The organism is Alteromonas sp. KC3 (assembly GCF_016756315.1).
Classification (GTDB): Bacteria; Pseudomonadota; Gammaproteobacteria; order Enterobacterales; family Alteromonadaceae; genus Alteromonas.
In genome coordinates this window covers 3,624,879-3,650,202 of the sequence record NZ_AP024235.1, presented here as the reverse complement: position 1 = coordinate 3,650,202, position 25,324 = coordinate 3,624,879, and the positions used below count along the sequence as shown (strand labels likewise).

The 25,324-nt window shown below is 41.4% G+C and carries 18 protein-coding genes; 5 read left to right on the top strand and 13 right to left on the bottom strand.

Annotated features, from left to right (window positions below; all coding sequences use genetic code 11):
- Positions 1 to 89: 89 nt before the first annotated feature.
- Both JN178_RS16160 and JN178_RS16155 read right to left on the bottom strand, forming a co-directional pair.
- Positions 90 to 3,170, bottom strand: a complete 3,081-nt coding sequence (locus tag JN178_RS16160; RefSeq protein WP_202262423.1) for a WD40/YVTN/BNR-like repeat-containing protein — start codon at positions 3,168 to 3,170, stop codon at positions 90 to 92.
- A 25-nt stretch (positions 3,171 to 3,195) separates the two neighbouring features.
- Entirely contained in the window at positions 3,196 to 3,954 is a 759-nt protein-coding gene (locus JN178_RS16155) for an outer membrane lipoprotein-sorting protein (protein ID WP_202262422.1), read from the bottom strand.
- Positions 3,955 to 4,406: 452 nt separating this feature from the next.
- Here JN178_RS16155 and JN178_RS16150 point away from each other — a divergent pair, with 452 nt between their 5' ends.
- Positions 4,407 to 6,512: an LruC domain-containing protein gene (locus JN178_RS16150; protein WP_202262421.1), complete on the top strand. Its 2,106-nt coding sequence runs from the start codon at positions 4,407 to 4,409 to the stop codon at positions 6,510 to 6,512.
- Positions 6,513 to 6,522: 10 nt separating this feature from the next.
- Positions 6,523 to 7,041 carry a hypothetical protein gene (locus JN178_RS16145; protein ID WP_202262420.1) on the top strand — a complete coding sequence of 173 codons (519 nt, stop codon included), beginning with the start codon at positions 6,523 to 6,525 and terminating at the stop codon, positions 7,039 to 7,041.
- A 77-nt stretch (positions 7,042 to 7,118) separates the two neighbouring features.
- Here the strand turns inward: JN178_RS16145 and JN178_RS16140 are convergent, their stop codons facing one another.
- The 9 genes from JN178_RS16140 to JN178_RS16100 form a co-directional block, all read right to left on the bottom strand.
- Positions 7,119 to 7,553 carry a DUF3010 family protein gene (locus JN178_RS16140; protein ID WP_202262419.1) on the bottom strand — a complete coding sequence of 145 codons (435 nt, stop codon included), beginning with the start codon at positions 7,551 to 7,553 and terminating at the stop codon, positions 7,119 to 7,121.
- Positions 7,554 to 7,923: 370 nt separating this feature from the next.
- Positions 7,924 to 9,300, bottom strand: a complete 1,377-nt coding sequence (locus tag JN178_RS16135) for a deaminase (RefSeq protein ID WP_202262418.1) — start codon at positions 9,298 to 9,300, stop codon at positions 7,924 to 7,926.
- Positions 9,301 to 9,689: 389 nt separating this feature from the next.
- Complete coding sequence (locus JN178_RS16130; protein ID WP_202262417.1) at positions 9,690 to 9,923, bottom strand: hypothetical protein; 234 nt, start codon at positions 9,921 to 9,923, stop codon at positions 9,690 to 9,692.
- Positions 9,924 to 10,065: 142 nt separating this feature from the next.
- Positions 10,066 to 10,824: a DUF2034 domain-containing protein gene (locus JN178_RS16125; protein WP_202262416.1), complete on the bottom strand. Its 759-nt coding sequence runs from the start codon at positions 10,822 to 10,824 to the stop codon at positions 10,066 to 10,068.
- 595 nt (positions 10,825 to 11,419) lie between these two features.
- A complete protein-coding gene (locus tag JN178_RS16120) occupies positions 11,420 to 11,719 on the bottom strand; it encodes a hypothetical protein (protein WP_202262415.1) in 300 nt (99 codons plus the stop codon).
- Positions 11,720 to 11,744: 25 nt separating this feature from the next.
- Positions 11,745 to 13,067 carry a tyrosine-type recombinase/integrase gene (locus JN178_RS16115; protein WP_202262414.1) on the bottom strand — a complete coding sequence of 441 codons (1,323 nt, stop codon included), beginning with the start codon at positions 13,065 to 13,067 and terminating at the stop codon, positions 11,745 to 11,747.
- A gap of 201 nt (positions 13,068 to 13,268) precedes the next feature.
- On the bottom strand, positions 13,269 to 14,051 hold the full coding sequence (locus tag JN178_RS16110) for an HNH endonuclease (RefSeq protein ID WP_202262413.1): 783 nt from the start codon (positions 14,049 to 14,051) through the stop codon (positions 13,269 to 13,271).
- Positions 14,052 to 14,141: 90 nt separating this feature from the next.
- On the bottom strand, positions 14,142 to 15,716 hold the full coding sequence (locus JN178_RS16105) for an AAA family ATPase (RefSeq protein WP_202262412.1): 1,575 nt from the start codon (positions 15,714 to 15,716) through the stop codon (positions 14,142 to 14,144).
- A gap of 704 nt (positions 15,717 to 16,420) precedes the next feature.
- Entirely contained in the window at positions 16,421 to 17,797 is a 1,377-nt protein-coding gene (locus tag JN178_RS16100; RefSeq protein ID WP_202262411.1) for a family 16 glycosylhydrolase, read from the bottom strand.
- Positions 17,798 to 18,138: 341 nt separating this feature from the next.
- Here JN178_RS16100 and JN178_RS16095 point away from each other — a divergent pair, with 341 nt between their 5' ends.
- On the top strand, positions 18,139 to 19,569 hold the full coding sequence (locus tag JN178_RS16095) for an IS1182 family transposase (RefSeq protein WP_202262410.1): 1,431 nt from the start codon (positions 18,139 to 18,141) through the stop codon (positions 19,567 to 19,569).
- Positions 19,570 to 19,785: 216 nt separating this feature from the next.
- Here JN178_RS16095 and JN178_RS16090 read toward each other — a convergent pair whose 3' ends face one another.
- Together JN178_RS16090 and JN178_RS16085 are read right to left on the bottom strand one after the other, a co-directional pair.
- Positions 19,786 to 22,464 carry a UvrD-helicase domain-containing protein gene (locus JN178_RS16090; RefSeq protein ID WP_202262409.1) on the bottom strand — a complete coding sequence of 893 codons (2,679 nt, stop codon included), beginning with the start codon at positions 22,462 to 22,464 and terminating at the stop codon, positions 19,786 to 19,788.
- Positions 22,465 to 22,588: 124 nt separating this feature from the next.
- Entirely contained in the window at positions 22,589 to 23,332 is a 744-nt protein-coding gene (locus JN178_RS16085) for a hypothetical protein (RefSeq protein WP_202262408.1), read from the bottom strand.
- Positions 23,333 to 23,557: 225 nt separating this feature from the next.
- Between JN178_RS16085 and JN178_RS16080 the strand changes: the two genes are divergently transcribed.
- Together JN178_RS16080 and JN178_RS16075 are read left to right on the top strand one after the other, a co-directional pair.
- Positions 23,558 to 24,193 (top strand): hypothetical protein, encoded by a 636-nt coding sequence (locus JN178_RS16080; RefSeq protein ID WP_202262407.1) that lies wholly within the window; start codon positions 23,558 to 23,560, stop codon positions 24,191 to 24,193.
- Positions 24,183 to 25,220: a hypothetical protein gene (locus JN178_RS16075; protein WP_202262406.1), complete on the top strand. Its 1,038-nt coding sequence runs from the start codon at positions 24,183 to 24,185 to the stop codon at positions 25,218 to 25,220. Before JN178_RS16080 ends, JN178_RS16075 begins: the two co-directional genes overlap by 11 nt.
- The last annotated feature ends 104 nt before the right edge of the window (positions 25,221 to 25,324 follow it).

Here is a 25,324-nt window from a genome sequence, read left to right as displayed (position 1 = left end):
TTCATGGATCTTCAATACGTTAAGAAAAAGCGCTGAGAGGGAAGTGCAGGCGAGCATCGATAACTCGCCTGCTTTAGGTGTGCTGAAATTTATTCGGCGACGAAATCGTCAAATGACTTTATTTCAACTTTGCTTTGCTTAGCTTCCAATAACGCGGTAAGCGCAGGTAGCTCTGACTTTTCCATTGCTTGATAAGTGTTTTTTGCTTTATCAAACATGTCTTCTAACAGCGCAAGGTTCTGCATTTCAGACTTAGATGGTGCTACAAAACTTTGCGTAATTTTGCTGTACAAGTCTGCGATTTTCTCGCGCAGCTGAGGTTCGGCTGCACCAACGTAGTTGTCACCCGTGGTGATAACTAGGGTCTCCTTCAGCGCCATAAGTTTATCGGTTATCGCAGTAACTTCGTCAGATTCGCTGCCTTGTGCTGCGTTTAGATACTGGTCAACTTGATAAACTAAGTATGCTAAGTCTTGTGTCATGTCATATAGCTTCATCGTAGTTTGTTGAAGCTTGCGACGCTCACGCTTAGACAAGGCTGAGTCAGGATCGTTTTTAAGCGTTAAGGTGCTTTCAAAGGTTTCTTTGCCCTTGGTTAATACCACTTTATATTCACCTGCTGGTGCGGTAGGGGCCGCGAAACCGCCGCGAGCAAACGTCTTTCCGGTAGCAATTTTAGGGACAGGTAAATGGTAATCCCATGTGACCAAGTTAATACCCTTCTTCTTGCCCGCTGGTAACGCTTTTACTAGCTCACCTTCTTCGTTGAAGATCTCAATCTTCATTTTTCCAAAGATGTGCTTTTTCTTCATGTAGTAAGCAATTTTGGCTTCGTTATTTGGGTTGCGCCCTACAAACTGGGTTTCGCTGCCGAACCCTCCAGCACCAAAGCTTTGCTGTTCATCTATAATGGTCGCAGATCCTTCATCGAAGAAATGTACTTTCTTCGCTAATACATCGTCGTTTAACTCACGAAGAGGCGATATATCGTCAATAATAATAACGCCGCGTCCATGTGTACCCATTACGAGATCGTTGGTACGCTCTTGCAACGCTAAATAGTGCACTGCTGTTGCAGGCATATTGTTAGTGAAACGTTCCCACGACTTTCCGCCATTGATTGTTACAAACAGACCAAACTCAGTGCCCAAAAACAGCAAATCTGGATTTACTGTGTCTTCTTGAATGTTTCTGGCGAAGCCTTCAATGGTGTCATCGTGAAGCGCCGTCCAGGTTTTACCAAAGTCTTGCGTTTTATAAACGTAAGGTTTCATGTCACCTGATGTATGACCTTCAAAGGTCACATAAGCGGTTTTCTTGTCATGCACACTTGCTTCAATGTGTGACACCCATGTGTTTTTCGGTAAGTCAGGTACGTTGTCGATTAAGTTCGTCCACGACTTGCCACCATTTTTTGTAAGCTGAACATTACCATCGTCTGTACCTACCCAAATGATGTCTTCATCAAAGCTCGACTCGGCAATGGTGAAAATAGTGGAGTGATTCTCTGCACCAGAGTTATCCATCGACAGACCACCAGATTCCAGTTGCTTTTGCTTCTCGGGATCGTTGGTTGTCAAATCTGGTGAAATAATCTTCCACGTATCACCCATGTCGTCTGACACGTGCAAGAACTGGCTACCAATATAGATACGATCAGGCTCGTTAGGGCTTAGCGTAATTGGTGCGTTCCAGTTAAATCTAAACTTTGGTGTGCCTTCAATTGGCAATGGCTGAATAGTCTTAATCTGTTTTAGCTTGGTGTTGTAACGCCACACGTTTTCAGCACCTTGCATTTCAGAATAGATTACGGGTTTGGTTTCGTGTTTTAACACGCGAAAACCGTCACCAAAGCCAACACTGTTCCAATCGCTTGCGCGTACACCACCAGGGGCGGCAGAAGGGCCATACCAACTGCCGTTGTCTTGTAAACCACCGTACACATTATATGGCTGTGCGTTGTCTACACTCACGTGATAGAACTGAGATACAGGAATATTCTCAACAATTTCCATTGTTGTACCGCCGTCCCACGTACGGTAAATGCCGCCGTCAGTGGCGACAAACATTTGATCAGAATCGTTAGGGTCAAACCAAATATCGTGAATATCTGAGTGCATAGTACCCATATTTCTAAAGGTATTGCCGCCGTCTCTTGAGATTGAACCAAATAGGCCACCTTTCACAAGGATATCTGGGTTTTTCGGGTCAACCGTAATGCGCGAGAAATAGAAAGGTCTTACTACTAGCCCAAAATCGCTATTAAGGTGCTGCCATGTTGCGCCGGCATCATTTGAACCGTATAAACCTTTTTCTTCATCTTGCTCTGTTTCAAGCACTGCGTACAGTCTGTTCGGATCAGAAGGTGCAACGGCTACGGCAATTCTTCCAAGCTTTCCTTCGGGGAAGCCTTGGTGAATTTTGTTCCACGTTTTACCGCCATCACTTGATTTATACAGTGCACTATTAGTACCGCCAGAGTTGAATGACCAACCGGTACGTCTAAATTCCCACATTGAAGCGTAGAGAACGTTTGGATTTTGAGGGTCCATGATAAGGTCAGCACAGCCTGTCGTTTCGTCTACGTAAAGCTGCTGTTCCCACGTCTTGCCGCCGTCTGTTGATTTGTAAACGCCGCGCTGTGTGCTGTCACTCCATAAACCACCCAACACACCAACGTAAATTTCGTTGCTGTTTTGCGGGTTTACGATAACGCTACTAATTCGTTCAGAGCCTTCAAAACCCATGAGCTCCCAGTTCTTACCGCCGTCACTAGTGCGAAACAGGCCATCACCAATCGATACACTGTTACGCGTCCAGATCTCACCTGTACCAACCCATACGGTATTGTCAGGGTCGCTCGGGTCCACCTCAATAGCACCGATAGACTGAGGGAATTCTTCGAAGATAGGCTGGAAGGTTGCACCACCATTTTCACTCTTCCACACACCGCCGCCCGCTGCGCCAGCGTATAGCACTCGGCTATTCGTAGGGTGACCTTCAATGTCGCCAAATCTACCACTCATTAGTGCGGGGCCAATGTGACGTGCTTGTAAGTCGCCAAAAATTGGGCTGCCTTTTGCCTTGTCAACAGCAAGTGCGGGTGCACTTGCTGCTGTAGTCATTGCAATAGCAACTGCCAACGCCCAGCGTTTTGGGAGTTGATTCATGGGTTTATCTCCTTATAAAACCAATTTATTGTGCAGCTGGAAATGCGAACACACTGTCATCAACAGTTGGGTTTAATTCAATCTCATTAATTACAAGTGGCGATGTAGCAGCAGGCTGTCCTTTGATGCCTTGTGTCATAGCAAACGGAAAATAAATACCGTCAACTTCTTGATAGTCACTCATTTTTATTTGTTGAACCTGGCCTTTCATTGGACCGCTGTGAATATCGCTTTCCATCATCACTAAGACCATGCTTTCTGCATCGAAGTAATAATATTCAACAGAAGGGATTTCTTCGCCTTCAACGGTAATAGGCTCTTTAACTAGCTTCACCTTATAGGTGTCTTCGCCGTCAACACTTTCAGTGCCCATTAGTTCTGCTTGATAGCCTTTTTCAGCGTAATCCATTAACGAATCAGGGAAGTCGTTCATATTTAACTTCATGTTTTCAGTTTCTTCGGTTTGCGCTTTTTCTGCTTTCATGGTCATGAAGTTAGTGCTCCAAAGCGTTTCACCGTCAAATACGCCTTGCATGATTTCTTGACCCTGTACAGTCGCTTTGGTGTACTGCTTGCCCGAAGACTGTTGGACAATTTCCAATGGAAACTTCATTGGTCCTTGCGATACTTCGGCAACAATCTTGATACCTTTCATTGCTTTAAGTGCATCTTCCCCACCAATATTTTCATGGTATGTGGTGATAATTTCATCTGCATCGGTAGCGTGTGCCAATGAACTAAAACCAATTAAAAGCGCAGGCACGAGGATTTTTGCTAGTTTCATATCTATTTCCTTGTTTGTTTAAAACTTAAATTTACTTAGCTTACTGAATGAGTTGTCTGTTAGCGTTAGTCGTTAAACGCTGAAAAAGATTACAGGCAAACTGAATAAAAAAGGTTGTCTGATAACCCAGTATATTGAACACGGGTATGGTTACACTATCACTAAAGGTAAAAAAAATGTGACATTTTGTTTCCTCGTGTATTGCTCGCTTAAAAAGTGCTGAGTGATGGCGTTGAATTGATTTTCTTATTGCGAATCTCTTTGATTTTGCAATTCGCAAATTGAAAATACAAAGTGTTTTTACCCAATACAGTTAACGCAGTAATCTGGTTTGATTTTTTCTTATAGCATTGTTTTAAAAGCTAATTTTCTATGTTTGGTTAGTTTTTTCTTATCGCTGGCATGCAACTTGTAATCACCGTCATTACTATCCTTTGATTGTGAGAAGCTCAATGAAAAGACAATGCAAGCTAGCAGTTGCAATTTTAACGGCATTATCGTCATGTCATGTAGTAGCAGACGCTTTTGACACCTGTCCATCACAAGCCTTTTTAATGCAAGACACTACCGCACAGTTGTATGGGGTAAATCTCGTTACAGGAAACGTTGATTTACTTTCAAGTAATCTTGGCACGAACGATCGGATTAATGGTTTTGGGTTCAGTAACCACGACAGATATCTTTATGGCTGGGGTTATCAAAACAATACTATCGTACGAATTGGTAACGACTACCAAATTGAGCCGTTAACAGTAACCAACAAACCCGGAGCGAACTTTTTTGTTGGTGATGTGGCGCTCACAGAAAATGCCTATTATCTGTATAAGAAAGGCAGTCAATATGGCTTGTATCGAGTCTCTTTAGATGAAGATGATGTCGATTATTTAGACATGCAGCGCGTAATCGATGGCGCTTCGCTTTCAATGCTAATTTACGATTTAGCGTTTCATCCAACCGACGGTTTTGCCTATGCCGTAGACAAATATGGTGACTTATATCGTATAGACGTTAGCACGGGTAGTAAGTCGAAAGTAAGCAACGTGGGGCAACGAGGAACCTTCGGCGCGGCGTATTTTGACGTAAACGGCACCTTTTACATTAGTCGAAACTCAGATGGAAATATTTTCCGTATCGATGTTGACGGGAATAATCCAAAAGCTGAGCTTTTCGCCTACGGCCCAAGTTCTGGCAATAATGATGGTGCGCGCTGCGCGATGGCACCCATCACCGATGAATCTGTGCCAGCGACTACTGATTTTGGCGATGCGCCAGACTCGTATTTAACTTCGCTTGCCAGTAACGGCGCAAGACACGGCGTGGTTGAAGGCATTCATTTGGGTAATGCTATAGATGCTGAATATGATGCGCATGTTTCGCCGTTCACAGATGAGCAGACCAATGGCGATGAAGACGGGGTTAACTTTATTACCGCGTTTGAAGCTGGTCTAGAAAGCTTTATGCAAGTAACAGTCGAAGGTGACGGCTTCTTAAGTATGTGGGTCGACTGGGATCAGAATGGCAAGTTCGACGCGAGCGAGCAATTAATTGCTGATAAAAGCTTAACTTCAGGCACGCACTTCCTCTTCGAAGATACTCCATTAGAAGTCACCTCAGGTGTAACTTGGGCCCGTGTGCGCTATACAACCACGGCGGGGGTTGGACCAAGCGGTGGTGTAACTGATGGTGAGGTGGAAGATTATCAAGTAGCGGTTGTTAACTCAGGCAACAGTTTAGTGAACAATACGCCATACTTCTTGGCCTTTGAAGATAACTGGCCTGAAACCGGTGATTATGATTTTAACGATGTTGTAATTCGTCTTAACTCGTCAATGATTGTCTCGCAACAAAACCACGTTAAAAAACTGAGCCTCACCGGTGAATTAACCGCTATGGGCGCGTCGTATAACAATGGGTTTGCTATTCAGCTTGAAGGTATCACTAATGAGGATATCGATACTGATACTATTCGTTTTTACATTAATGGCACCGAAGTGGCGACACCTTTATTAGAGAATGGTACCGAGTACGCGGTATTAAAAATTAGCGACGATTTATGGGAGCACGTGACAGCCGGCGGTTGTTGGTTCTATAAAACCGAAGAGGGATGTACGTCACAATATGAATTTAAGTTTGCAATTTCGCTTCAGTTCAATCGTGATGTTAGTGTGAGCAACTTCCCTCAGGCTCCTTATAAACCCTTCATTTTCGCCACAGAGGGGACCGAACATGGAGATGCCTTTGCAACTAACCCAGGGCGCGGTTTAGAAATTCATCTTAAAAACAAAACACCTACAGCGTTAGCAAACACAAGTTACTTTGGTTTAGCTGAAGATGCCACAGATTTGGGAGCTGGGGCCACCTATCAAACAGAAAATGGATTACCTTGGGCTATAGCCATTAATGCAAGCACGAACAGTAACTGGCTTCATCCTCAAGAATATGTGGATATTTTAAGAGCTTACCCTCAATTTGCAGACTTTGTAAGCTCTAATGGCCAAGACAAAAAGTCATGGTTTATGAGCGAAAACGCTGACTTATCAAAAGTTTATTCTTACTAAGGGGCTGACAATGAAACATCTTTTACTTATTCCAGCAATTGCAATGTTAGTCGCTTGTGGTGGCGGTGGTAGCGGTAGCGATACGTCAGTTTCAAGTTCTAGTGGTAATGGGCAGTCTGCGCCTCCTGCGAGCACACCGCCTCCGGCAAGTACTCCGCCGCCCACTACTACGCCAGAACCGGTGGAAGAGCCAGAAGAAACAGGCGATATCATTAGTGATGAAAAATTCGACTTTATAGGCAAAAACAACCTAACTTTGTCACTGGATAATAATGCTGATGCATCGAGAGTATACTTGAATGTTTGCAACAACTTTTCAACGGTGAATGGGGTAGTGAAAGTTGACTACACTACCTGTCAGTTGCGCACAACATTGCCTGCTGGCGCGGCTGAATATCAGCTCACGATTGGTGGTGATGTTGAGCGGCTGGTGGCTCAAGTGTGGGTTGTAGAAGCTGGCGCTGTTCCAAAGAACTATTACTGGTCGGCTGCTAATGACGGTGCTGATTGGTCAATTGAAGTTAACTAACTACGCTAATCCAATGCATCTGCGAATATTCTGCAGGTGCATTGGATCTCACTATTGTCTACTTATCTGACCCAGCCTTAAGCCTCGTGCTCATTTTTCATTAGCCATGCATAAGCAGTTGTAAACGCGGGCTCTTGAAATTGTTTTAAACCTGTTTCAGAGAACGGCACTGCCAAAGGATTTTTGCGTAACGATTCTTTTATGTCAGTTGGGCTGAAGACAATCACGTCTAAATCGTCGATAAGCTCAATGGCTGCTTCAAGCTTAAAACCAATGGCGCTGCCTGCAAACTTGCCTTTGCTCTGACGCTGACGAATGATAACAGCATCCACTTTATAATCAGCCGCTAATTTGGCAAACGTGCTCTGAAAGTTTTTTAAACCCTTAGCGCTAGTGTCTGCAAGTGTTAAGCGGCGAGAGCGACAATCTGGAATATGAAATACACCGTCAACTAACGACAATAGACATAAGGTAGCGTCGTTACTTTTTAAATCTACACCTAAAACTTTCATTCTATTTCCTTCAATAATTTGCGCGCGATTATACCGTTTTGAAGCTGTAAAATGGAGTTTAATTCGTTCTAAAAAGCTGATACCCATGAGTGTAGCCTGCATTATAGAGTATAAAACGCTAGGTAGAAGCGGCCTGAAGATAAAAGCCCTAAACCCATTTTCCAAGAACAAAAAAACCGACTCAAAGGTCGGTTTAAGTATCTACTTCTATAAGAGGTGGTACCAGTGGGCGGACTTGATGGGACTGACCTTCGGCCGACACGCTATCGCTAGCAGCGGTTTGTGAACAATTGCATGAACATTAAGATCAATTAGTTAAATTGATCTTTTGACACTTAGCAAAACCTTTGCCTGTTCTTTTTCCATTATCTTAACTTTGCCATTGGACATTCTTGGCCTCATAATATCCGTGTGTATTTTCTGTTAAGATAAACGACACTTCGACCTCTGCAATGTCATCGATATCTAATTTTTGAATAACTTCAATATCTTTGATTACATAATCTGACTTATGCCTATTTGATACACGATTGATATACCAATCGCTGCTTTTCTTGCTTTTGTATGCAGTGCCAATAAATTTCCCAATAATTGTCCCGCTACAGTTTTCAACAACAGACAGAGGTTCGATTGAGTTAGCTAAAAGAATGCGCTTGTCACCAACCGCCAACTTAAATGTGACGAATAAGCCTTTGTAAAGCGACTCTCTGTATTCTTCTTGTACGATAGACAGGTTGAACATGTAATCGAGAGGGTAGCTGTTAGATAGATCTTTTACTCTTTCAATTACATTGACTCCGCTTGAACCATTAAATACTTTTATGTAGGAGGTGTAGGTTTTTTCGAAAAGTTCTTCGGGCCTGCTAATAATATCCTCTGCCAAACTTATAGCTTTTTGTATGTCTGGTCTTTTTTCATTAAACTCTTGAATACTAAGCGAAACCGGAATTTTCGGTTTACAGTATGTTCCTTTTAGAGTTGGTAACGCTTTGCCTTCTTTATTTTTTCTTATAACTCTGCTTGCAGCACCCAAAGCCATAGTTGAGAACAGATCTAAAAATCGCTTAGGACCTACTCCTGTAAATGCCGAAAAAACAACTTTTTCGTTGTTCTCTTCGTCAATCGATATTGAATCGGTGTGTAATTGTAATGCCTTACTTTTCGGATAGGGTTCAATGAAAGTTACTTTTTTTATTCCACTAGCAATAATATGTTTTGCACAATTATGACAAGGAAAAGTGGTACAGAAGAGGTGTGCGCCAACAACACTCAGACTATTTCTTGATGCACTCATAATAGCTGAAAGTTCTGCATGAACAACGCGTCCAAATTCAGTAATATCTTTCAAGCTTGTCTTATTTCTCAGAACGCTTGATAGTTCACCCTTGGTAACACTACCAAAATCTAGCGAAGAATTGATTAGATTTGAAGCTATTTCATCGGCGAGATATGAGATTTCTGCTGCGTTAGCATCGAAACCTATACTCGCGTCTCTTTTATCCTCAAAAGTTCCAAAACTATCTTCTGTGAGAGGTTTGTAAGTACTATCTGGCCAATATTTTCCACCACCTGATTTTTGTACATCATTTGAACCAGTAGCAATAATATCAAGATATTTAGAAGTAATAACAGCGCCAACTTGCCTTGATAAGTCGGCCGAATTCACAGATGCCATAAAAGCCATAAACATTGAGTATTCATCGTGAGTAGGAGTAATATTTGGGGCGCCAAATATTAAATCTATCATTCTCTCAATTATATTGTTTTCATTTTCTGAGGATCTTACGAAAAAGTCCGAATTAACAAAAACTTTTTCTATTTCATTCTTGTTTATTTTCCTAGCTGCGTCGTTTGCGAAATTTTTTTCTTTTTTATTGTTGAAGTCCTCAGCTCTGAGAATAGAGTCAATATTTTTTCTTCTATTTTCTTCTGTATCAGTTATACCTATTTGAAAGAACGCTTGCCCATAAAACTCTCTTAGCTGCTCAGAATCTTTATCATCTTGAAGAGCATTTATTGTGTAGACTACACCATGTTTATCTTCTTTTTCACATTTGTCTATCTGTGATTTCCTATTTTTAATAATATGGCTTATAACTACAGTGGCATTTAAAGAGTTTAGTTTTATTTCTTTATCTAACTCGTCTGAATATTTTCGCTGTCTTTCAAAATTCTAAATGATGTTAATCCCTTCTCCTGCTCTCTACTATCAGAAAATTTATCTTCTTTTAAAACTATAGACGATGTATTTATAAGACAAGGAGTCCATTTGTGGGATGTTATTTCTTTTTCTAAAATTGCTATTGTTTCAGAGCAACTTACCCCAACGGGAGCCGTTATTCCAATAATTAACTCGGAGTATGAAGACATGGTTAAAATCCTTTTTAATTTTCATAAAAGTTTTTAGTGCAAACTAGAGGTTTAGATTATTTTTGTTACTTTAATAGTAAATGTTGGTTTCAACAAATTTAGTACTCCATAATTTTAAGAGGTCTTTCATTTCTATCCTTAGTTATTCGGTGTAACGGCATCTCGGAAAGTTGGCGCACCCCAAAAAGGTATCACCTGCATTAGCACCGCGTTTCGCCGTTCTTTCGACTAACTCACCAGAACACCTTGGGCATACCTTAATTTTTTCAATAGTTACCTGAGGTAAAACTTGTACATCGTTGACTAGTGCTAATAGTTTTGGCCCGTCAATCAACTCGATAGGTTTGCCTGCCGCAAAGTCGATAGCCTGTTGGGTAAAGGTGCCAGAACTGATGATGATAAAGTGGTTAGCCTGATGCGCAGTGAGCACACCAAACATTTCACGCACCACATTTACGCCTACTTTTTGTGTTTTCCACTGCTTGCACTGTACTAAGGTATGTTGGTCATCCTTGAAAAGCTCTAAATCGATGCCTCCATCAGCACCATAGCCTCCTTCAACTACTCGATATCCTTGTCTGCGATAGGCTTCTGCCACCAACTCCTCAAAGTTACGCCAGTGCAAATTACGCACAGTTTGAATATTACGCTGGGTATCCAGCTGCTTGGCTTTTCGGCGAGCATTCAAAAACGCAAAAGGGGCGGCAAGCAATATCATGCCTGCGATAAAAGGAGCGGGGATCGCAAAGGCTCTAAACACCATAGCGGTAATTTGGTTATCGATTTGAATGGATGGCAACACATGCGCCATCATTACATAGGCTGTGGCGGAGACTATTACCGAAACCCACCAGGGCGACTCTACCAGCAGATCAATAAAAGTGGTTTTACTTCTTGGCATTCACAAACATCCTTGTCTTAAGTACCTAAAGTGTAATCTTCTACTACAAAGAATAGAGTATATATCTCCATCGCAAAGTATTAGGCAACATCTCATCCATTGAGAAGGAATCCACATTAGCGATTATCTTTTCTTACATCTAACAGAAACTATTTAGCCAATTAAACTTTTTTGCAAATCCTATGGTTGGGAAAGCAAACTTGCAAAGTTGAGTTACTATCAATTTAACGTTAAATAATCTTGGCAACCTATAAGATTAATAACAAAAACGACTTAAAGGTGGGTTTCAGGATCTATTTTTAAAGAAGTATATGGCCCTAGAGGCAGGACTTGATGGGACCGACCTTCGGCCGACACGCCTGCGTGTCGATTTTCGGAACTTCAGACACAAAAAAACCGACCTAACAGTCGGTTTCAGTATCTTCTTCTAACGAATAAGATGGTACCAGTGGGCGGACTTGAACCGCCACGCTATCGCTAGCAGCGGATTTTGAAAGTTTAGTGTCTATGAATAATCCATTAAAAACAAAGGGTTAAAGTTTGTTTTTAGGCGCTTTGCATGGACTTTGCACGGAAGGGCTTTATTTCTTTGTTTTTAACGCATCCGCTCTATAGCTGGAATATCAAAATAATCGTCAGGCGAGTAGGCTTTTAATTGACTCATGTGCTCTTTCCGTTTCTTCCTTCGCTGAATAGTTTCGCCAAACACAAGAATGTGTTCTTCCTCATAAATATCGCGAACTTCTTCTGAAGTTAAAATTCCAAGTAGCCGACATGCCTGAAAGAGTCCTTCAGTACGGCTTTTCTTTACGTCATCACCTTCGCCTTTCTTTGTACTCTCAAAACAAGCTCTTAGCTCATTGCGACAATGTAGAATAAATTCTTGTGGCTCCATTAGTCCTCCTTTCGTTTTGTAGTCCTTAAATACAGCCTCGTCTTTTGTAGTTGGCTGCCCATTCTTTGGCCCTGCGGGAGTAGCTTTCTATTGCTTTTTCATTGGAAAGTGCGAATCGGTTTTTAATCTGCTGAACCTCGTCAAGTTCAAGTCCAGATAGCTGGTTACTATACATTTTAGGAACAACATGGCTGTAGTGTTGTTCAATCATAGATATAGATGTACCGCACTGTTTGGCAAGAACTTCTATGGGAACTCTTTGAGCTCTCATTTCCCAAGTTATATAGCTATGGCGTAATGAATATAAGGTTCGCTCGCCTGATGAGTTATCTTGCTCTCCTTTCTCTGTTTTAGGCTTTTTTAACCCAAGGTTTTCGAGAGCAAGCGCAAATGTTCTACCAAGCTCCTTAGTTTGCTTCCCGCTTTTCAATCTAAATATCAAATCGTTAGGCTTTCGTTCCGGAAAGTCTCTGGTGAGAAGCCAAATAGCATCATAAATGTTTGCGTTACAGACTACCTCTCTTGTTCCAGTGAACTTGGTTGTTTTTCCTTTCCTGACGTTCAAGTAGAAGCGCGCTTGATGGCCTTGCGTTTGGATATGTAGGTCGCCCCACTTTAGATTATCGAGTTCAGTACCTGGCCTTAACCCCGTATTTATCGCGAATTCCATATAGTAGTAAAGTAGTCGTCGGATTTCGGCGGTAACCTTTTTTCTAGAATTTTGCTCAAGTCTAAGTACTTCCTCGCAGATCTGGTCATATTCTTCAGGCGTGAAAGATAGACGTCTGTGTCCAGACTCTCCATCATTTGTTAATTTGGGGACCTGAATTGGGAGCATCCATTCATTATCTAGAGCAAACTCAAACACTCGTTGTAATGCTGCATTGTGGTTGAGGATTGTGGATTTAGATAAAGCTTTACCGGCTTTCTTAAACCGCCAATTATCAAATTCCTTAAGCTGCGCTCTTTTAATGGACGTAATCGACGTTTTAGCAAAAAATTCGATGTGGTATTTCCTCAGCACACCGATGTAGTCTTTGAATACTACTTTACCGGTTCCAGCATCTATTTTTTGCTTCATATCAGCTATTGCGAGTTCGGCAACCTCTTTGAAACTCTTATTTTTTACTAAGGTTCCTTCATTAAGTTTAGACTGAAACTCTCTTCTAATAAATTTAGCTTCAACTCTTGCGTCTTCGAGGTCTTCTTGACCTGTGGTTTTGCAGTACCATTTTTTACTGGGGTCATTATCTAACTTAAAGCGAGCGAGCCACTTGTTACTGTTATCTTGGAGAAAAACATAAAAGTGTTCAAAACCCTCAATATCTACTCGTTCAAGTTGTGCCATTCGCGTAACTGCCCATGCAAAGAAAAATAACGTGCCTAGTGCTTATAGTACTTGAATTGCTTGCAGTCGCAATCGAAAGTGGATAGTTGCTGTTAACAGGTGCTTGACTACGCAACATTCTCAATGAGAATTCTCACACCTGTCAAATAGGCGAATTTTCAACGCAGAAATTATCGTGCAGTAATAGCATAATTTCGTAAGTTACCTAAATCCTCCTGAACAGAACCAGTCATCTTCAGCTAATGCTAAATACATTGCTGTTTGCCATGAGTTTTTAAACTTCTGATGTTCTGCACGATACTGTCGCAGCAAATGCTCCTTAACGTTTTCAGCTCCTCCGCTCGAATAAAAATATTCTAGGGTATATGGAAGAGTTGATATCTGGTCCGCAGCTTGAGTCGAGTATCTGGTAGCTAAGCTGTTTTTCTCGAAATGGTTTACTACTCTGCTAGATGCAACTGGGTCAAAATGATCAGGAGTTCTCACGAAATACTTTACCGCAGCAGGCTGCGAACGAATAACCGATGCAAACACCCATTGATGTTCCATTATTAGTTCGTGGTCGTAATAAGGATGCAGTATTTGATCTTCTGGCCTCTCAGCAATTTCAGCATTTTTACCACCGTTACAATAAGGACAAGATGGGACAAGGTTCAGTGGTAATACCGTCAACAGGGGGTATTTTGATTTGGGAAGATAATGGTCCAATTGGTCAACGTCGCAATACCCACAAAATGGACATTTGCCATGAGGCGCACGACTCTTAAGCTGGTCATAAATCTCTTTTCTGGGGATTTCTTTCTTTACCAATTGGTTTGAATAAAGCTTGATAAAGTGCTCCTTAGAAAGCCCATTCAAAAAAGCTTTTTCTTTATCACCATCGTTGGGGAGTAGTTCCACTAAAGTTGAATTATTGCCAGCAGTATCATAATCATTAGCCGCATTAACAATATCCACAATGCTTGAATTGAAAGCATCCCGCATTGTTTTGTTGCTTACCTCATCGACGCACTTTTTATACACGGAACTAGCCGAAAATTGATTCCCTTCAGGTTTTGGTATACTCCGCACCTTTTAATTACCTCTATTCACAATTAAAGAGTTCAGCAAAGCTTTTCCTTCAAACCCTATTTGATGGTTATATTCATCTAGAATCTCGTCAAAACTTTTTCCTTTTTCCACCAATCTTGCTAAATCTGCATAAAACCCAGACTGAAAGACTTCTAGTCCGAATACTTCTCTTGTGAGTACCCCAACATTTTCACCAAATGTTTCGAGCTCGGGCCTATCGGCTTGAAGTTCTAATCGAATACGTCTTATTTTCCAAACACAACTTCGAGGTACCTCCTGAAGAATAACAGGCGAGTGCGTAGCAACTAGCGCGACTCCATTCCTATTAAGCAGTAGATAAGATAATGAACTGATAAAAGCAGATAACAACGGCGGGTGTAAATGACTTTCTGGTTCGTCAAGAATAACAAGGGTTTTTTCGTCGACTTTCTCAACCAGTCTCGTAACTGTAAGAAGTACGATCGCATGTCCAGAACTCAATTTAGTTTCAAATAAGTGCCTACATCTCCTCTTCAACTCATTTTTTTCTTGTTCAACTTGAGGATCTAGGTTTAGGTTTTCTACCAAGTTCATGTCTTCAAAGTTTCTATCTGACTCGAGCTTTTTAATAGCAACTTCCCAGCGTTTTCTTCTGGCGCTGCTTCTAAAACAATTGACGACACTAGAAATGAAGTCATCACAAAGGTCTTCATTATCCTTGTGACTAGTTCGCCTTTCGCCATTTTCTGGTATTACAACCTTTTTAAGCCCAACGTAAGTATAGCGGACTCCGAGCTCGTGGTTGTCCTGATCATCTGGTGGAACAAAACGGTCAAAAGAACTAAACGAGACCGAAATTATTCTTGAAAAAAAACTGTCAGGATCTATTTGTGGAATGTTACCAAATGGTGGTGTTCGAGAAAAAAATGCACCTGAGTTTTGATAGTCTTTAACAACAAGGGATTTAACAATGTTATTCAGTAATGTTGTTTTTCCAATACCATTTCGGCCAATTAGGACATGGATGTTCGTTGGAGGTTTGCTATTTGGAACTACATTGAAATCAATGTCGATACCAGAGTATGAGTCTGTTCTAGGTTTGAAATATCGAAAATAGAAGGGGGTTAAAACGGCATCATTACTCAAAACCCGCTGAAACTGGCCGAACACTGCATCAGCCTTTACACCCCTAGTCAAAGACACCTCAAATACGTCTTCGCTCTTCGCTTGATTTAAAATGTCAGCTGAAGCAACTACATCCTTTATTGCTGATAGGTAATTCTCCCTGAGTTGATGTGGTAAATCATTTTGTATTGCCTTGTAATAATCCACATCTTGACCAAGCGAGAAGAATCCTTCTGGGAGTTCGTGAAAGTCACCATTAGGGATAGCTTCAATTGTCCACCCAGGTTGCTGATTACGGAATCCAATCTTTACATCACCGAGTTCGAAGCGATTAGCTTGTGAATCAAAGATCGTAACGTTGAATTGTGTCTTGTGACTGTAGTCATCCCAGTTGTTTGCCGTCAGATATACAATCTCTCTTCCAGATTGAGGTGTTGCTGAGCCATAAGCAATCTTCCTAAAAGTCAGCGCCATTCGCTCTTTCCTTTACAGTAAAAATACATTTTCAAAATGTTAAAGTGGTTGGGTAGGATTATCAAATAACACCAATTTTTTCAGCCGCTTACATCGACTATAGATTGAGCCTTTGTCATCAGCTAAGCTGGCATTGTCGCCCATTCAATGGTGACATATGATACAGCTATTGTTAATTACTTTAACTCTTTATCATTTTCAAAAAGCTTAGAATTTGCCGTTAATCCGTATTAACGTGGGGCTAATTTGGGCTGTTATCTTATTCAATCTGTTTGTCTGGGGTAGCTGTTAACAGCAACTATTTTCAGGTTTCACTTTGGGCCAGTTGACTAGTTCTACAGCTAACCGTTCAGCCTCATAAGTTCGAGGAACTTCTTTGAGCGAATTGCAGGCAATCAGGCAACCCCTAATTGGACGGCGGCTAGAGACAAGGAGCGGACATTCAATGATTAGTTTAGTACTCTGATTTCAAATGGCGCTTTCGCCGCAAAGCCACCTTTGTGCAGCAAATAAAAAGCTCATGCCGTTCTTGCTTCTTCGAGCATACGGCAGATCTGTGGCTTCAATCTGACTGTCAGAATTTTTTATACAAGCTCCACATAATACGTAACCATTAGTCGACAGAGCTACAGAACAATATCTTGCATATCAGCAAAACGCAGACGTTATCGGTGTTAAGGTGGCTTTTGATTAGTCTCTAAACCTTATTCAGCTAGCTGATACAATCTCACATAATCAACTTCCATTTGAACAGGAAATATATTGTCGTCAATTGGCCCGCCTGCTCTTCCCCAGTTTCCACCGATAGCTAAGTTTAAAATAAGGTGATATGGATGGTCGTAAGGCCAAGCCTTCCAACCAGTTCCCTCGTTTATGTAAGTGAAATATAGCTTGTTATCTAGAAATATATGGATATGGTCTGGTGTCCATTCAACTGAATAGAGGTGAAATCTTTTATCCAAATCCTCTTGAACAATACTGCCCTTTCTCTGTTCCCAGTTTATCCAATAATAGGCCTTGTTATGAACAGTTCCCCATACTGTTCCCATGTCATGGCCAACATGCTCCATGATATCTATCTCCCCAGAATTTGGCCACGCATCACAGGTTCTGCTTCCCTGCCAATCCTCATTGGGTCTGCATGTAGTAGAATATTTGTAAGGATCGCTTGGTAGCATCCATATCGCAGCCCAAGTGCCTTGCCCAGGGGGAAGTTTGGCGCTGATGTCGGCTTTGCCGTAGAGAAAGTCACCTTTGCCTTTTGAATGAATGCGGCCAGAGGTATATGCAGCCCCTTCGAAGTCCTCTTTGTGAGCTTCAATAATCAACTTGCCATCAGCAAGTCTGATATTTTTCGCTCTAGCAGTATAAGCTTGGTCTTCGCTATTAACTTTGAATGCTGGCCAAACATCTATCGACCACTTGCTCTCATCGAGACTATTACCTTCAAACTCATCGTACCAAATCAAGTTCCATCTTCTGGTGTCATCATTTGTTTTGCGCACAACGAGCGCACTCAAAATTGGCTTTCCTGTCGTTGCTTCAAACCTTATTTTTAATCTTCCGTCAGTCACTTTTACGTTTGAAACAGCAGTGACCAAACCTGACTTATGCTTGCCATCCCGTGCAAGGCGAACATTCAAATCATTTATTACCAGCTCGTCTTGCGCAATTACATCGAACAAACGTCCGTCCATGTCAATATCGAAGGGCTCTGCGAAATGAAAAACTATATTGTATTCACCATTTTCGAGAGGATAGTCGATAGCGACATCACCCTCTCTATATGATTGATACAAAACACTATCCTGAGAGCCTAAAATTTTATCTATTTCACCCCGAATTCCACCACTAACATACTGTTCAGCTTTATAGTGTATACCGTCTAGCCCAATGTAATCCTTACCACCTACATTTACCGCCCACACAACATCTGAATTATGAAAAATATTGGTTTGCTTGTAAGTCTGAGATTCAGATTCATTCAGAAATTCGCCGTTTAGACCAGTTTTGTACTGACCAAACGTTTCTACGGCAAAGAATAGACAACAAAAAACGGCAGACCAGATTGTTAGTTTCATAAAAATCACCTTAGAAACAGTTTTCGTTAGTGCTAGTGGTTCATCGAATAGTCATGAAGATTAATATAAAAGTCTAGAAAAGAAAAACAACTGGACTACTGTTGCTTATTATCAGTGGACTTATAAATTGATTTACAATAAGTCCGCTAATATCCCTTACTTGCCACCTAGCGCCACCAAAAAGCGACCGTCCGAAATACGTACAGGCTGTGTGAAAACTATTGATCACCTTTTGGTCTAAGTATGCGTTTTATATGATCAATCTGTCTTAGCTATTGATCCTCAATCTGGGTGTCAGTTGGTAAAATGAAACTATCAGAAAGCTGATAGGTTTCAAATGCATGTCGAGATTTATCGAAGGCCAAAGCAGAACACAGAGCACGCTGTTTCCGGAAGTTTTGGATGATTATATCCATGAAGATAATCCGATTCGTGCAATTGATATGTTTATCAATTCATTGGATTTATCTGAGTTGGGTTTTGCTCGTAGTCAACCTGCTAAAACAGGTAGACCAAGCTACTCGCCAGCAACCATGCTCAAGATTTACCTTTATGGCTACCTTAACCGCATTCAATCAAGTCGACGTTTAGAAAAAGAAACACAGAGGAATGTGGAGTTAATGTGGCTGGTTGAGCGCCTAACCCCAGATTTTAAAACGATTGCTGACTTTAGGCGTGATAACGGCAACGCTATACAGCAAGTCTGTAAGCACTTTGTGTTGATATGTCGTGAACTGAATATGTTTACGGATGCCATTGTGGCTATAGACGGCACTAAATTCAAAGCGGTTAATAATATCGCTAAAAACTACTCTCGTGGTTTGATCAAGACGTGTATTGAAACGACCGAAAAAGATATTGCCAATTATCTCATGGAACTCGACAGGGCAGACCGCCAGTCGCGAGCTGACGATGCAATAAAATTGAAAGGCAAACTCGCTAAACTGCAAGCGCGTCTGGAAAGCGAAAAGGTAATTCAGCAAGAACTGGAATCCTTACCCGATAAACAAATATCCTATACCGATCCTGACAGCAGGCGAATGGCGCTCAAGCATAAAGGCGTGTTAGTTGGCTACAATGTTCAAGCGGCTGTCGACACCAAGCACCACCTGATACTTGCACATTATGTGACGAACAACCCCAGTGACAGACATCAGCTTGTCCCCATGAGCCAACATGTACAACAAATATTAGATAAACAAGACATTACCATTCTTGCAGACAGAGGTTACGACGACAGTACGAGTTTTAAGGCCGTTCATGAGGCAGGCGTTACGGCAATTGTTCCGAAGATTCGTACTTCAGCCAATCGAAGCAAGGGACTGTTTACCAAAGAAGACTTTGTTTATAACAAAGAGAAAGATGTCTATGAATGTCCTGCTGGCAAAGACATCCCGTTTAGTTTTGTTTCAACGGATAAAGGTAAACCGTTACGTGCTTACATGTCGGTCATGACCTGCAAAGGTTGTGCTATAAAATCACGGTGCACAACTTCACCAGCAGGTAGACGGATCCGCAGGCTTGATGATGAGGAACACGTTGAGCGGGTTGCTCAAGCTTATAAAAATATGCCAAACGCAATGACATTAAGGCATCAAACCGTCGAGCATCCCTTCGGTACAATAAAGCAATGGGCAGGGACTCACCAATTGCTTACGAAGACACTAAAACACGTTAAAACAGAGGTAAGTCTGCAAGTCTTGGCATACAACTTCAAAAGAATGATGAATATCATAGGCGTTAACGGACTGATATCTGCATTGAAGTCCTAAAAGTTGAAGCAACAATCATTCATAATTTTACAGAGCCAAAAATTACACTGTAGAGCTATCACAGTGGTATCGGTAAAAAATGGGTTTTCACACAGCCTGCGTACCAAGCTGCCGCACGCCGATGGGAAACCGACGACCTGCAACTGGCACATAGTTACCTTTAACATGCATTAACAGTAATTACTTTTGGCTTATGCCTTCAACACATTGAATTGGCTATGGGGACTGGATAGCACCCTCCAAATTCGATAATACATCTAAAATGTTAATATCTTCGTGATCAATACCATCTTTGTAATAGTGGGTGTTAGAAAGCGAGTTGATAAGCATTAAATTATACTTGGGTCTTGTCACAGCTGTGTAGATGAGGCGGTTAAACTCTTTCTTCGTATCTATCACATTGCCACTGAATCGAGGGTCAATCACAATACAGTTCTGACACTCCAGACCTTTAGCCCTATGCATTGTTATCACTTGCTCCGGATCAACAAGTCCTTTCAAAGTTGTTTTCAGTTTTTTAACCATCGAATTTGTTCTGACAAGAATTAGCGTATCGGTATTGTGGTGCTTTTTTAGAAAAGCACTTATTGGTTTAAGTACATTGTCGAGTCTATCGACATGACAGATATGTGGTAGCGTGCCATCAGAGTCTGGCCGAACTCGCAAACCTCTGCTGCCAGTCCCCGTAAACTGACGAACAAAGTTAGTTAGCATTAATAGTTGTTTCGATGCTCGATATTGTCGAGTGAGGTGGCACACATTTGCATCTTTGTTTTTCGCAAACTTGGTTAGCAATTCCGGCCTGCTTCCTCTGAAACCATAGATAGACTGGGATATGTCTCCCACAAAAGTGAGCTCTATCCCAGATTCAAGCAGCCTGCCAAGCAGTTTGATTTGTGCGCGGTTGGTATCTTGCATTTCATCAAGTAGTAGGTGTTTGTGCTTTCTGCCTAGCGTCTCGGCTGTGGTCTTGTCTTTTATCCTTCTTTCTAGCTCTCTTACAACGTCCTCGAAATCCCAAAGCCTATTAACCTTTTTATATTTCTCATAGTGCTTAATGACCTCAAGGCATTCGTTAACCTTGCTTTTTCCCAGAGTCGGCTCTGCACATTTTGATATTGATTTACAGTCGTTGTAAGCAAGTGACAGAACATCGCTGACGTCCGAGGCCGAAATAGTTGCCTTAAGATCTTTAATAATCTTGTTTAGTACTTCAACTTTGCCGCTTTCATCATCAGTGTCAGCAATGTACCTATAGCCCTTATATTCTGGGAAAAGGTTCTTCAACTGTCTACCGCACCACGCAGTGAATGTGGAAACATTAGGTCTGACCGTAAAACCTGTCCTGAACCTTTGATTAAGCTCGTCAGCAGCGGCGTTAGTGAACGATAAGCACGTTATTTCGTTGTCTGGTACACCATTATCAGCAAGGTATTGAGCGCGTTCTGCCATTAGCCTAGTTTTACCTGTACCAGCACCACCGTATACAATAGTAAGCGGAGCTGACGACTCAACAGCTCTTTGCCACGCTCTGTCTGGTTTGAATGGGTCAAATGTTCTTACTGGTCTTACATCGAAAGAGAATAGCTTGTTGGTTTCTGAACGCTGCCACCAGTGACGGTATTGTTCTAAGGTTTTACTATTAGGCGCATCATTTTTAGCTGTGAGTGTAATAGTGGCTAGGAAGTGATCAATTAGCTTAGTTTTTGCGTTTGAGTACCAGTCAGTATCCAGCCTAAACGGCGGTAGCTTTTGCGCAATATAAATTCGTCTCAGTGCGCGCCAAGCATTGAGTTTTTCAGTTTCGCTGCCTTTCTTTCGACGACTCTTGTTTTTGAGTAGTCTCACCAGTTTAGGCTTTTCAAGCTTAGGTAAGAGCTTAGGATTGAAGAATGAGAGCCCTTCAAAATCAATTTTTGCATCATGCAGATTAGACAGTTTTAACGGCTTTTCACCGAAGAAATGGCGGCGCTCAACTCTACTAGCAACAATACACTTTCTTAGTAGATTACTGCTGCGTCTGTGTGTCCACCCATACCGCTCTGAATGCTTTTTAAGTTCCTTAAGCACCTTATCGTAAACAATATAATGATTCGCTTGCTTCCTATCGCCAATATAGGTCGTTTCTGCAAAAGCATCTCCATTAGGAAAGCATGCACCGGCTTTAACAGACTGATTGTTAGCATGATCTACAAATAGAAATAGCTGACTGACCCCGGGCATATTAAAACCGATATCAAGTCGCTGGCACTTTGCATGTCTAATGACTTGCTTGTATTGAGTGTTTCCAATAATAGAACTCAAGTGCTGGAAGAATATCTGTAGTTCAAAGTCACTAAACCTGCTAGGAATAATGTCTAACCGCAATGCTTTCCGATTAGATGTGCTAGCTGTTCCGTCTGCTAAGTAAAGCTGAATACGTTTGTAAGTATTATCGAATAGCGTCATTGAGAATCGGCGCGTGTATTTTACACCTATTTTACCGTCATAGTATCGCTTCTTATGTACTTTGCCGACGTTAGGTTCTTCTTTAACTTTGAGTACCGTCGCTCGTGTTTTTGTCTTTGGATTACATATTGCGTCATTATCGAGAAGCTTTTCAACTACCGAGTTATTTGAGCAGTCAATAAAAATTGAAATATGGTCGATGTCTAACGTGAGATATTGTTTTGGTTTACAAAGATAGCGTTCTAATAAGCGAGCCTGTGCTGCACACATTTGCTTGTCTTGAATAACACTGAGAAGCTTTTCAGCATCAGAACCGTAAGAAAAATCGCGTGTCTGTATCAGTGGCCGTATTATTTCACTGTGTTTTTTGAAGCTAGGTTTGTGCTTGTGAGCTGCAAATTTGTTACTCCAATGAATATCTTCAAAACTCAAATTTGCGTCAGACATGCTTAAATCTTACATCCTTTTACTCAAATACCGCTTACAACTAGCTTTACACTTAATAGCGTTATACATACGTTATAGCAATATTGGGTGGTTTCCGTTTTTTTTGCATATGCAAAAACTAACTTCAACACTCGAAGTCCTCATCATCAGAATTAGTGCCTCCTAAGGTCCCAGATATCTCCGTCGAATGCCACCACGTTTCTATACTCTTACTAAGTGATTCAATATCGCTGCCGGATAACACATTTGGCAAATTGATCATTTTTGCTAAAGCCAACAGTTTTTCGTCTAAATATTCACTGTTTTTAATTTCATGTGCCAGTTTTTCCGCCTCATCTGTTTCTTTTTGTCCTCCGATAAAATCTACAAAGTATTCCGCATCATCAGTGTCTGGCTTTTCATAATCTTTAGGATTTAGACCAAGTTGGTTATAGAAGGCGTTAACTACCTCCGTTCGATCTCTCAGAGACCAAGACATGAAATAAAGCCCCAGGTTGACTGCCTGGACGTTGGTGAGATTGAGAAGTAGGAATTTGTCTTTAATTCTGTTAATTAAATTGGCACTGTCAGAGAGGTCAATTAGGTAATCGTTACGTCTGTTATTACCAGCTTCAGCGTCACGTACTCTCTTAAGCTTGCGAACACAGCTATCCCACAAACCAGAAAGCCAACCCTCCTCTCTTGCACGCTCTAGTTCTGCAACGATTAGCTCGTCTTGGTCGTGTGGGCCAGATTCAGACTTATCTAGGAGTTCTCTGATATGCGCTGGAAGCCTGTCAAACTCGTCACTCTTTCTCTCTTTTATCCATCTCGCAATGATTGCCCAGTCGGAGCGAGTGCGGATTTTTCGTCTGCTAGTTTTCGGCACTACTACCACCTCTTCAAAATGTACATTATGCATACATTAAAGCATTAAAGGATATTTTATGCTCATTAAAATTCATTTTTGAACCGTAGTTTTAAGAGCATGTTGAGTATCAAAAAAGCAAATTAAAACAGTTGTTTATGATTTTTTTTATTTTTTAGTCTGAGTTTCTTTAGGAATTGCTAATTCGAAGGTGAGCAATGTTGCTCTGACTCAGGAAATAAAATCATGAACAAACATCATTCTTGTAACTCACAAAGAAAGCGTGAGAAGCCCAAAGGTTCTGATAGGCAGAAATCAACGAGATGGTTTCCCAAGCCTGTTCAGAAGCTATCTGCAGAGGATGCGTTGGAGGCAATCCGCGAAATTGACTCCTCTGAGGTCAATGTCCGGCAAATGGTAACGGACTTTTTCAATAAAAAAATGCATGTCGTTTTGGGTTTTGAGGACAGTTTGAAGGGATGTATTAAATGCTTGAGTATTCATTGCAAAATTGTTGAGCAATCCACTCTATATCGATATTTGCAGGCACATGACGTAGAGAGGTCATTGGATCTGGATATAGGAGTCTACCGTTTAACCTTGCTTCTGAAGTTCTATAAGTACTCTAAAGAAGATCGTGTCACTATTTGGGAGGAGCTCGAAAAGTGCAGTTCGAAATCTGTTAAAGACCTAGAGCATGTCCTAGCCTTACTTGAAGCAAAGAACCAAATTGACTGCCGCTCTACAAGAAAGTCGACAGCGTCCTTTTCAATAGAACGAGTAGTCCAATCGTTACGCGGGGCGTCGATGGAAGAGCTCTCAGAAATTCAGACGTTTATTGAAGAACGTCTGGAAGATTTGGAGGTGTGCGATGAAGATTGATGCATATCAGAGAATACCTTCACAGGATGCCTGTCTCACACCACTTTATCGCAGCATAAAAGTTAAGCTGGCCGCCAGCGGTGATGTAGAACTCATTAAAACCAACCTGAGAGAAGTAGCTAACAGTAGCCCCGATATAGAATTTAAGGACAATAGAAGTAAGATCGTCGCAGCTCTTCCAGCTTTTACTCTGCACGAAATTTCCTTTAGGCCTCGCTTGATGATCAGAGTAAAACAAGGGAGTAAGCAAACCAAAAATATCGTACTTGATATTTCAATTGCGGATATTTGCTCAATTGAAACACATGCACCTTATTTATCTAGTGTCATAGCGTCATGTTTGAAAGGTGTTGTATACGGCAGTACCAAAACGTTGCAAACCTCCTTTATATTCGAATATTTGGGAGGACCAACAGCAGATGGTTTCTTTTTCGAAGAAGGAAAAAATGAGATTAAGCATCGTCTTAGGATTGACCGTAATACCGAAACTTGGGTTTTACAACGTTTTACCAACCAAAGCAGTGGAATGAATGTATTATTAAGGCGGCGACGTTTTGACAAGGCTTTTTTACCTCGTTTGAGCACCCAACTACAGATACATGCTTCGTATAGTGGTGAAGGAGAAGCACTTCAATTCAAGGCAAGTCGCTATCATCAAGCCAAATCTATTTATTATGCCGATTACATGAGTGCTTATGATGATGGTGTGATCAGCTGTAAGCAACGTCAATATATTCACCGGTATGGAATGCAACGGTTTTATTGGCGTCTTAATGAGCGAAGGCAAGCTGACACCCTCGAAAACATTTGGCGATATGTTTATTTGCCTCATAACTTAGATTATTCGATACAACTTCAAACAGAGCTCGGATTTCTTGAAAATGCACTAAGCACTTCGTACATAACAATACTTACTAAGTACATGAGGGAGAAAGGAATGACACTCCCCATGATGCCGAGAGACGGGAAACCAAAATTGGCCGATATACTAGAATGGGCATTGTTAGTTTGTGACTCCCGAGCTTAATGCTTGGTGAGTTTGAAAGCTGTAGCAATTGTTCTAGCGCATAACACTGTCAACTAAATAGGTCAAAAACAACGGCAGGAATCATCTGAAATAGGCGTTAAATT

Bases quoted from the DNA above. Each gene is read 5' to 3' on its own strand.
- JN178_RS16075 (WP_202262406.1), top strand. From the start codon at position 24,183: ATGAAGATTGATGCATATCAGAGAATACCTTCACAGGATGCCTGTCTC.
- JN178_RS16120 (WP_202262415.1), bottom strand. From the start codon at position 11,719: ATGGAGCCACAAGAATTTATTCTACATTGTCGCAATGAGCTAAGAGCT.
- JN178_RS16135 (WP_202262418.1), bottom strand. From the start codon at position 9,300: ATGATAGATTTAATATTTGGCGCCCCAAATATTACTCCTACTCACGAT.
- JN178_RS16145 (WP_202262420.1), top strand. From the start codon at position 6,523: ATGAAACATCTTTTACTTATTCCAGCAATTGCAATGTTAGTCGCTTGT.
- JN178_RS16125 (WP_202262416.1), bottom strand. From the start codon at position 10,824: ATGCCAAGAAGTAAAACCACTTTTATTGATCTGCTGGTAGAGTCGCCC.
- JN178_RS16080 (WP_202262407.1), top strand. From the start codon at position 23,558: ATGAACAAACATCATTCTTGTAACTCACAAAGAAAGCGTGAGAAGCCC.
- JN178_RS16110 (WP_202262413.1), bottom strand. From the start codon at position 14,051: ATGCGGGATGCTTTCAATTCAAGCATTGTGGATATTGTTAATGCGGCT.
- JN178_RS16130 (WP_202262417.1), bottom strand. From the start codon at position 9,923: ATGTCTTCATACTCCGAGTTAATTATTGGAATAACGGCTCCCGTTGGG.
- JN178_RS16155 (WP_202262422.1), bottom strand. From the start codon at position 3,954: ATGAAACTAGCAAAAATCCTCGTGCCTGCGCTTTTAATTGGTTTTAGT.
- JN178_RS16150 (WP_202262421.1), top strand. From the start codon at position 4,407: ATGAAAAGACAATGCAAGCTAGCAGTTGCAATTTTAACGGCATTATCG.
- JN178_RS16105 (WP_202262412.1), bottom strand. From the start codon at position 15,716: ATGGCGCTGACTTTTAGGAAGATTGCTTATGGCTCAGCAACACCTCAA.
- JN178_RS16140 (WP_202262419.1), bottom strand. From the start codon at position 7,553: ATGAAAGTTTTAGGTGTAGATTTAAAAAGTAACGACGCTACCTTATGT.
- JN178_RS16095 (WP_202262410.1), top strand. From the start codon at position 18,139: ATGTCGAGATTTATCGAAGGCCAAAGCAGAACACAGAGCACGCTGTTT.
- JN178_RS16090 (WP_202262409.1), bottom strand. From the start codon at position 22,464: ATGTCTGACGCAAATTTGAGTTTTGAAGATATTCATTGGAGTAACAAA.
- JN178_RS16100 (WP_202262411.1), bottom strand. From the start codon at position 17,797: ATGAAACTAACAATCTGGTCTGCCGTTTTTTGTTGTCTATTCTTTGCC.
- JN178_RS16115 (WP_202262414.1), bottom strand. From the start codon at position 13,067: ATGGCACAACTTGAACGAGTAGATATTGAGGGTTTTGAACACTTTTAT.
- JN178_RS16160 (WP_202262423.1), bottom strand. From the start codon at position 3,170: ATGAATCAACTCCCAAAACGCTGGGCGTTGGCAGTTGCTATTGCAATG.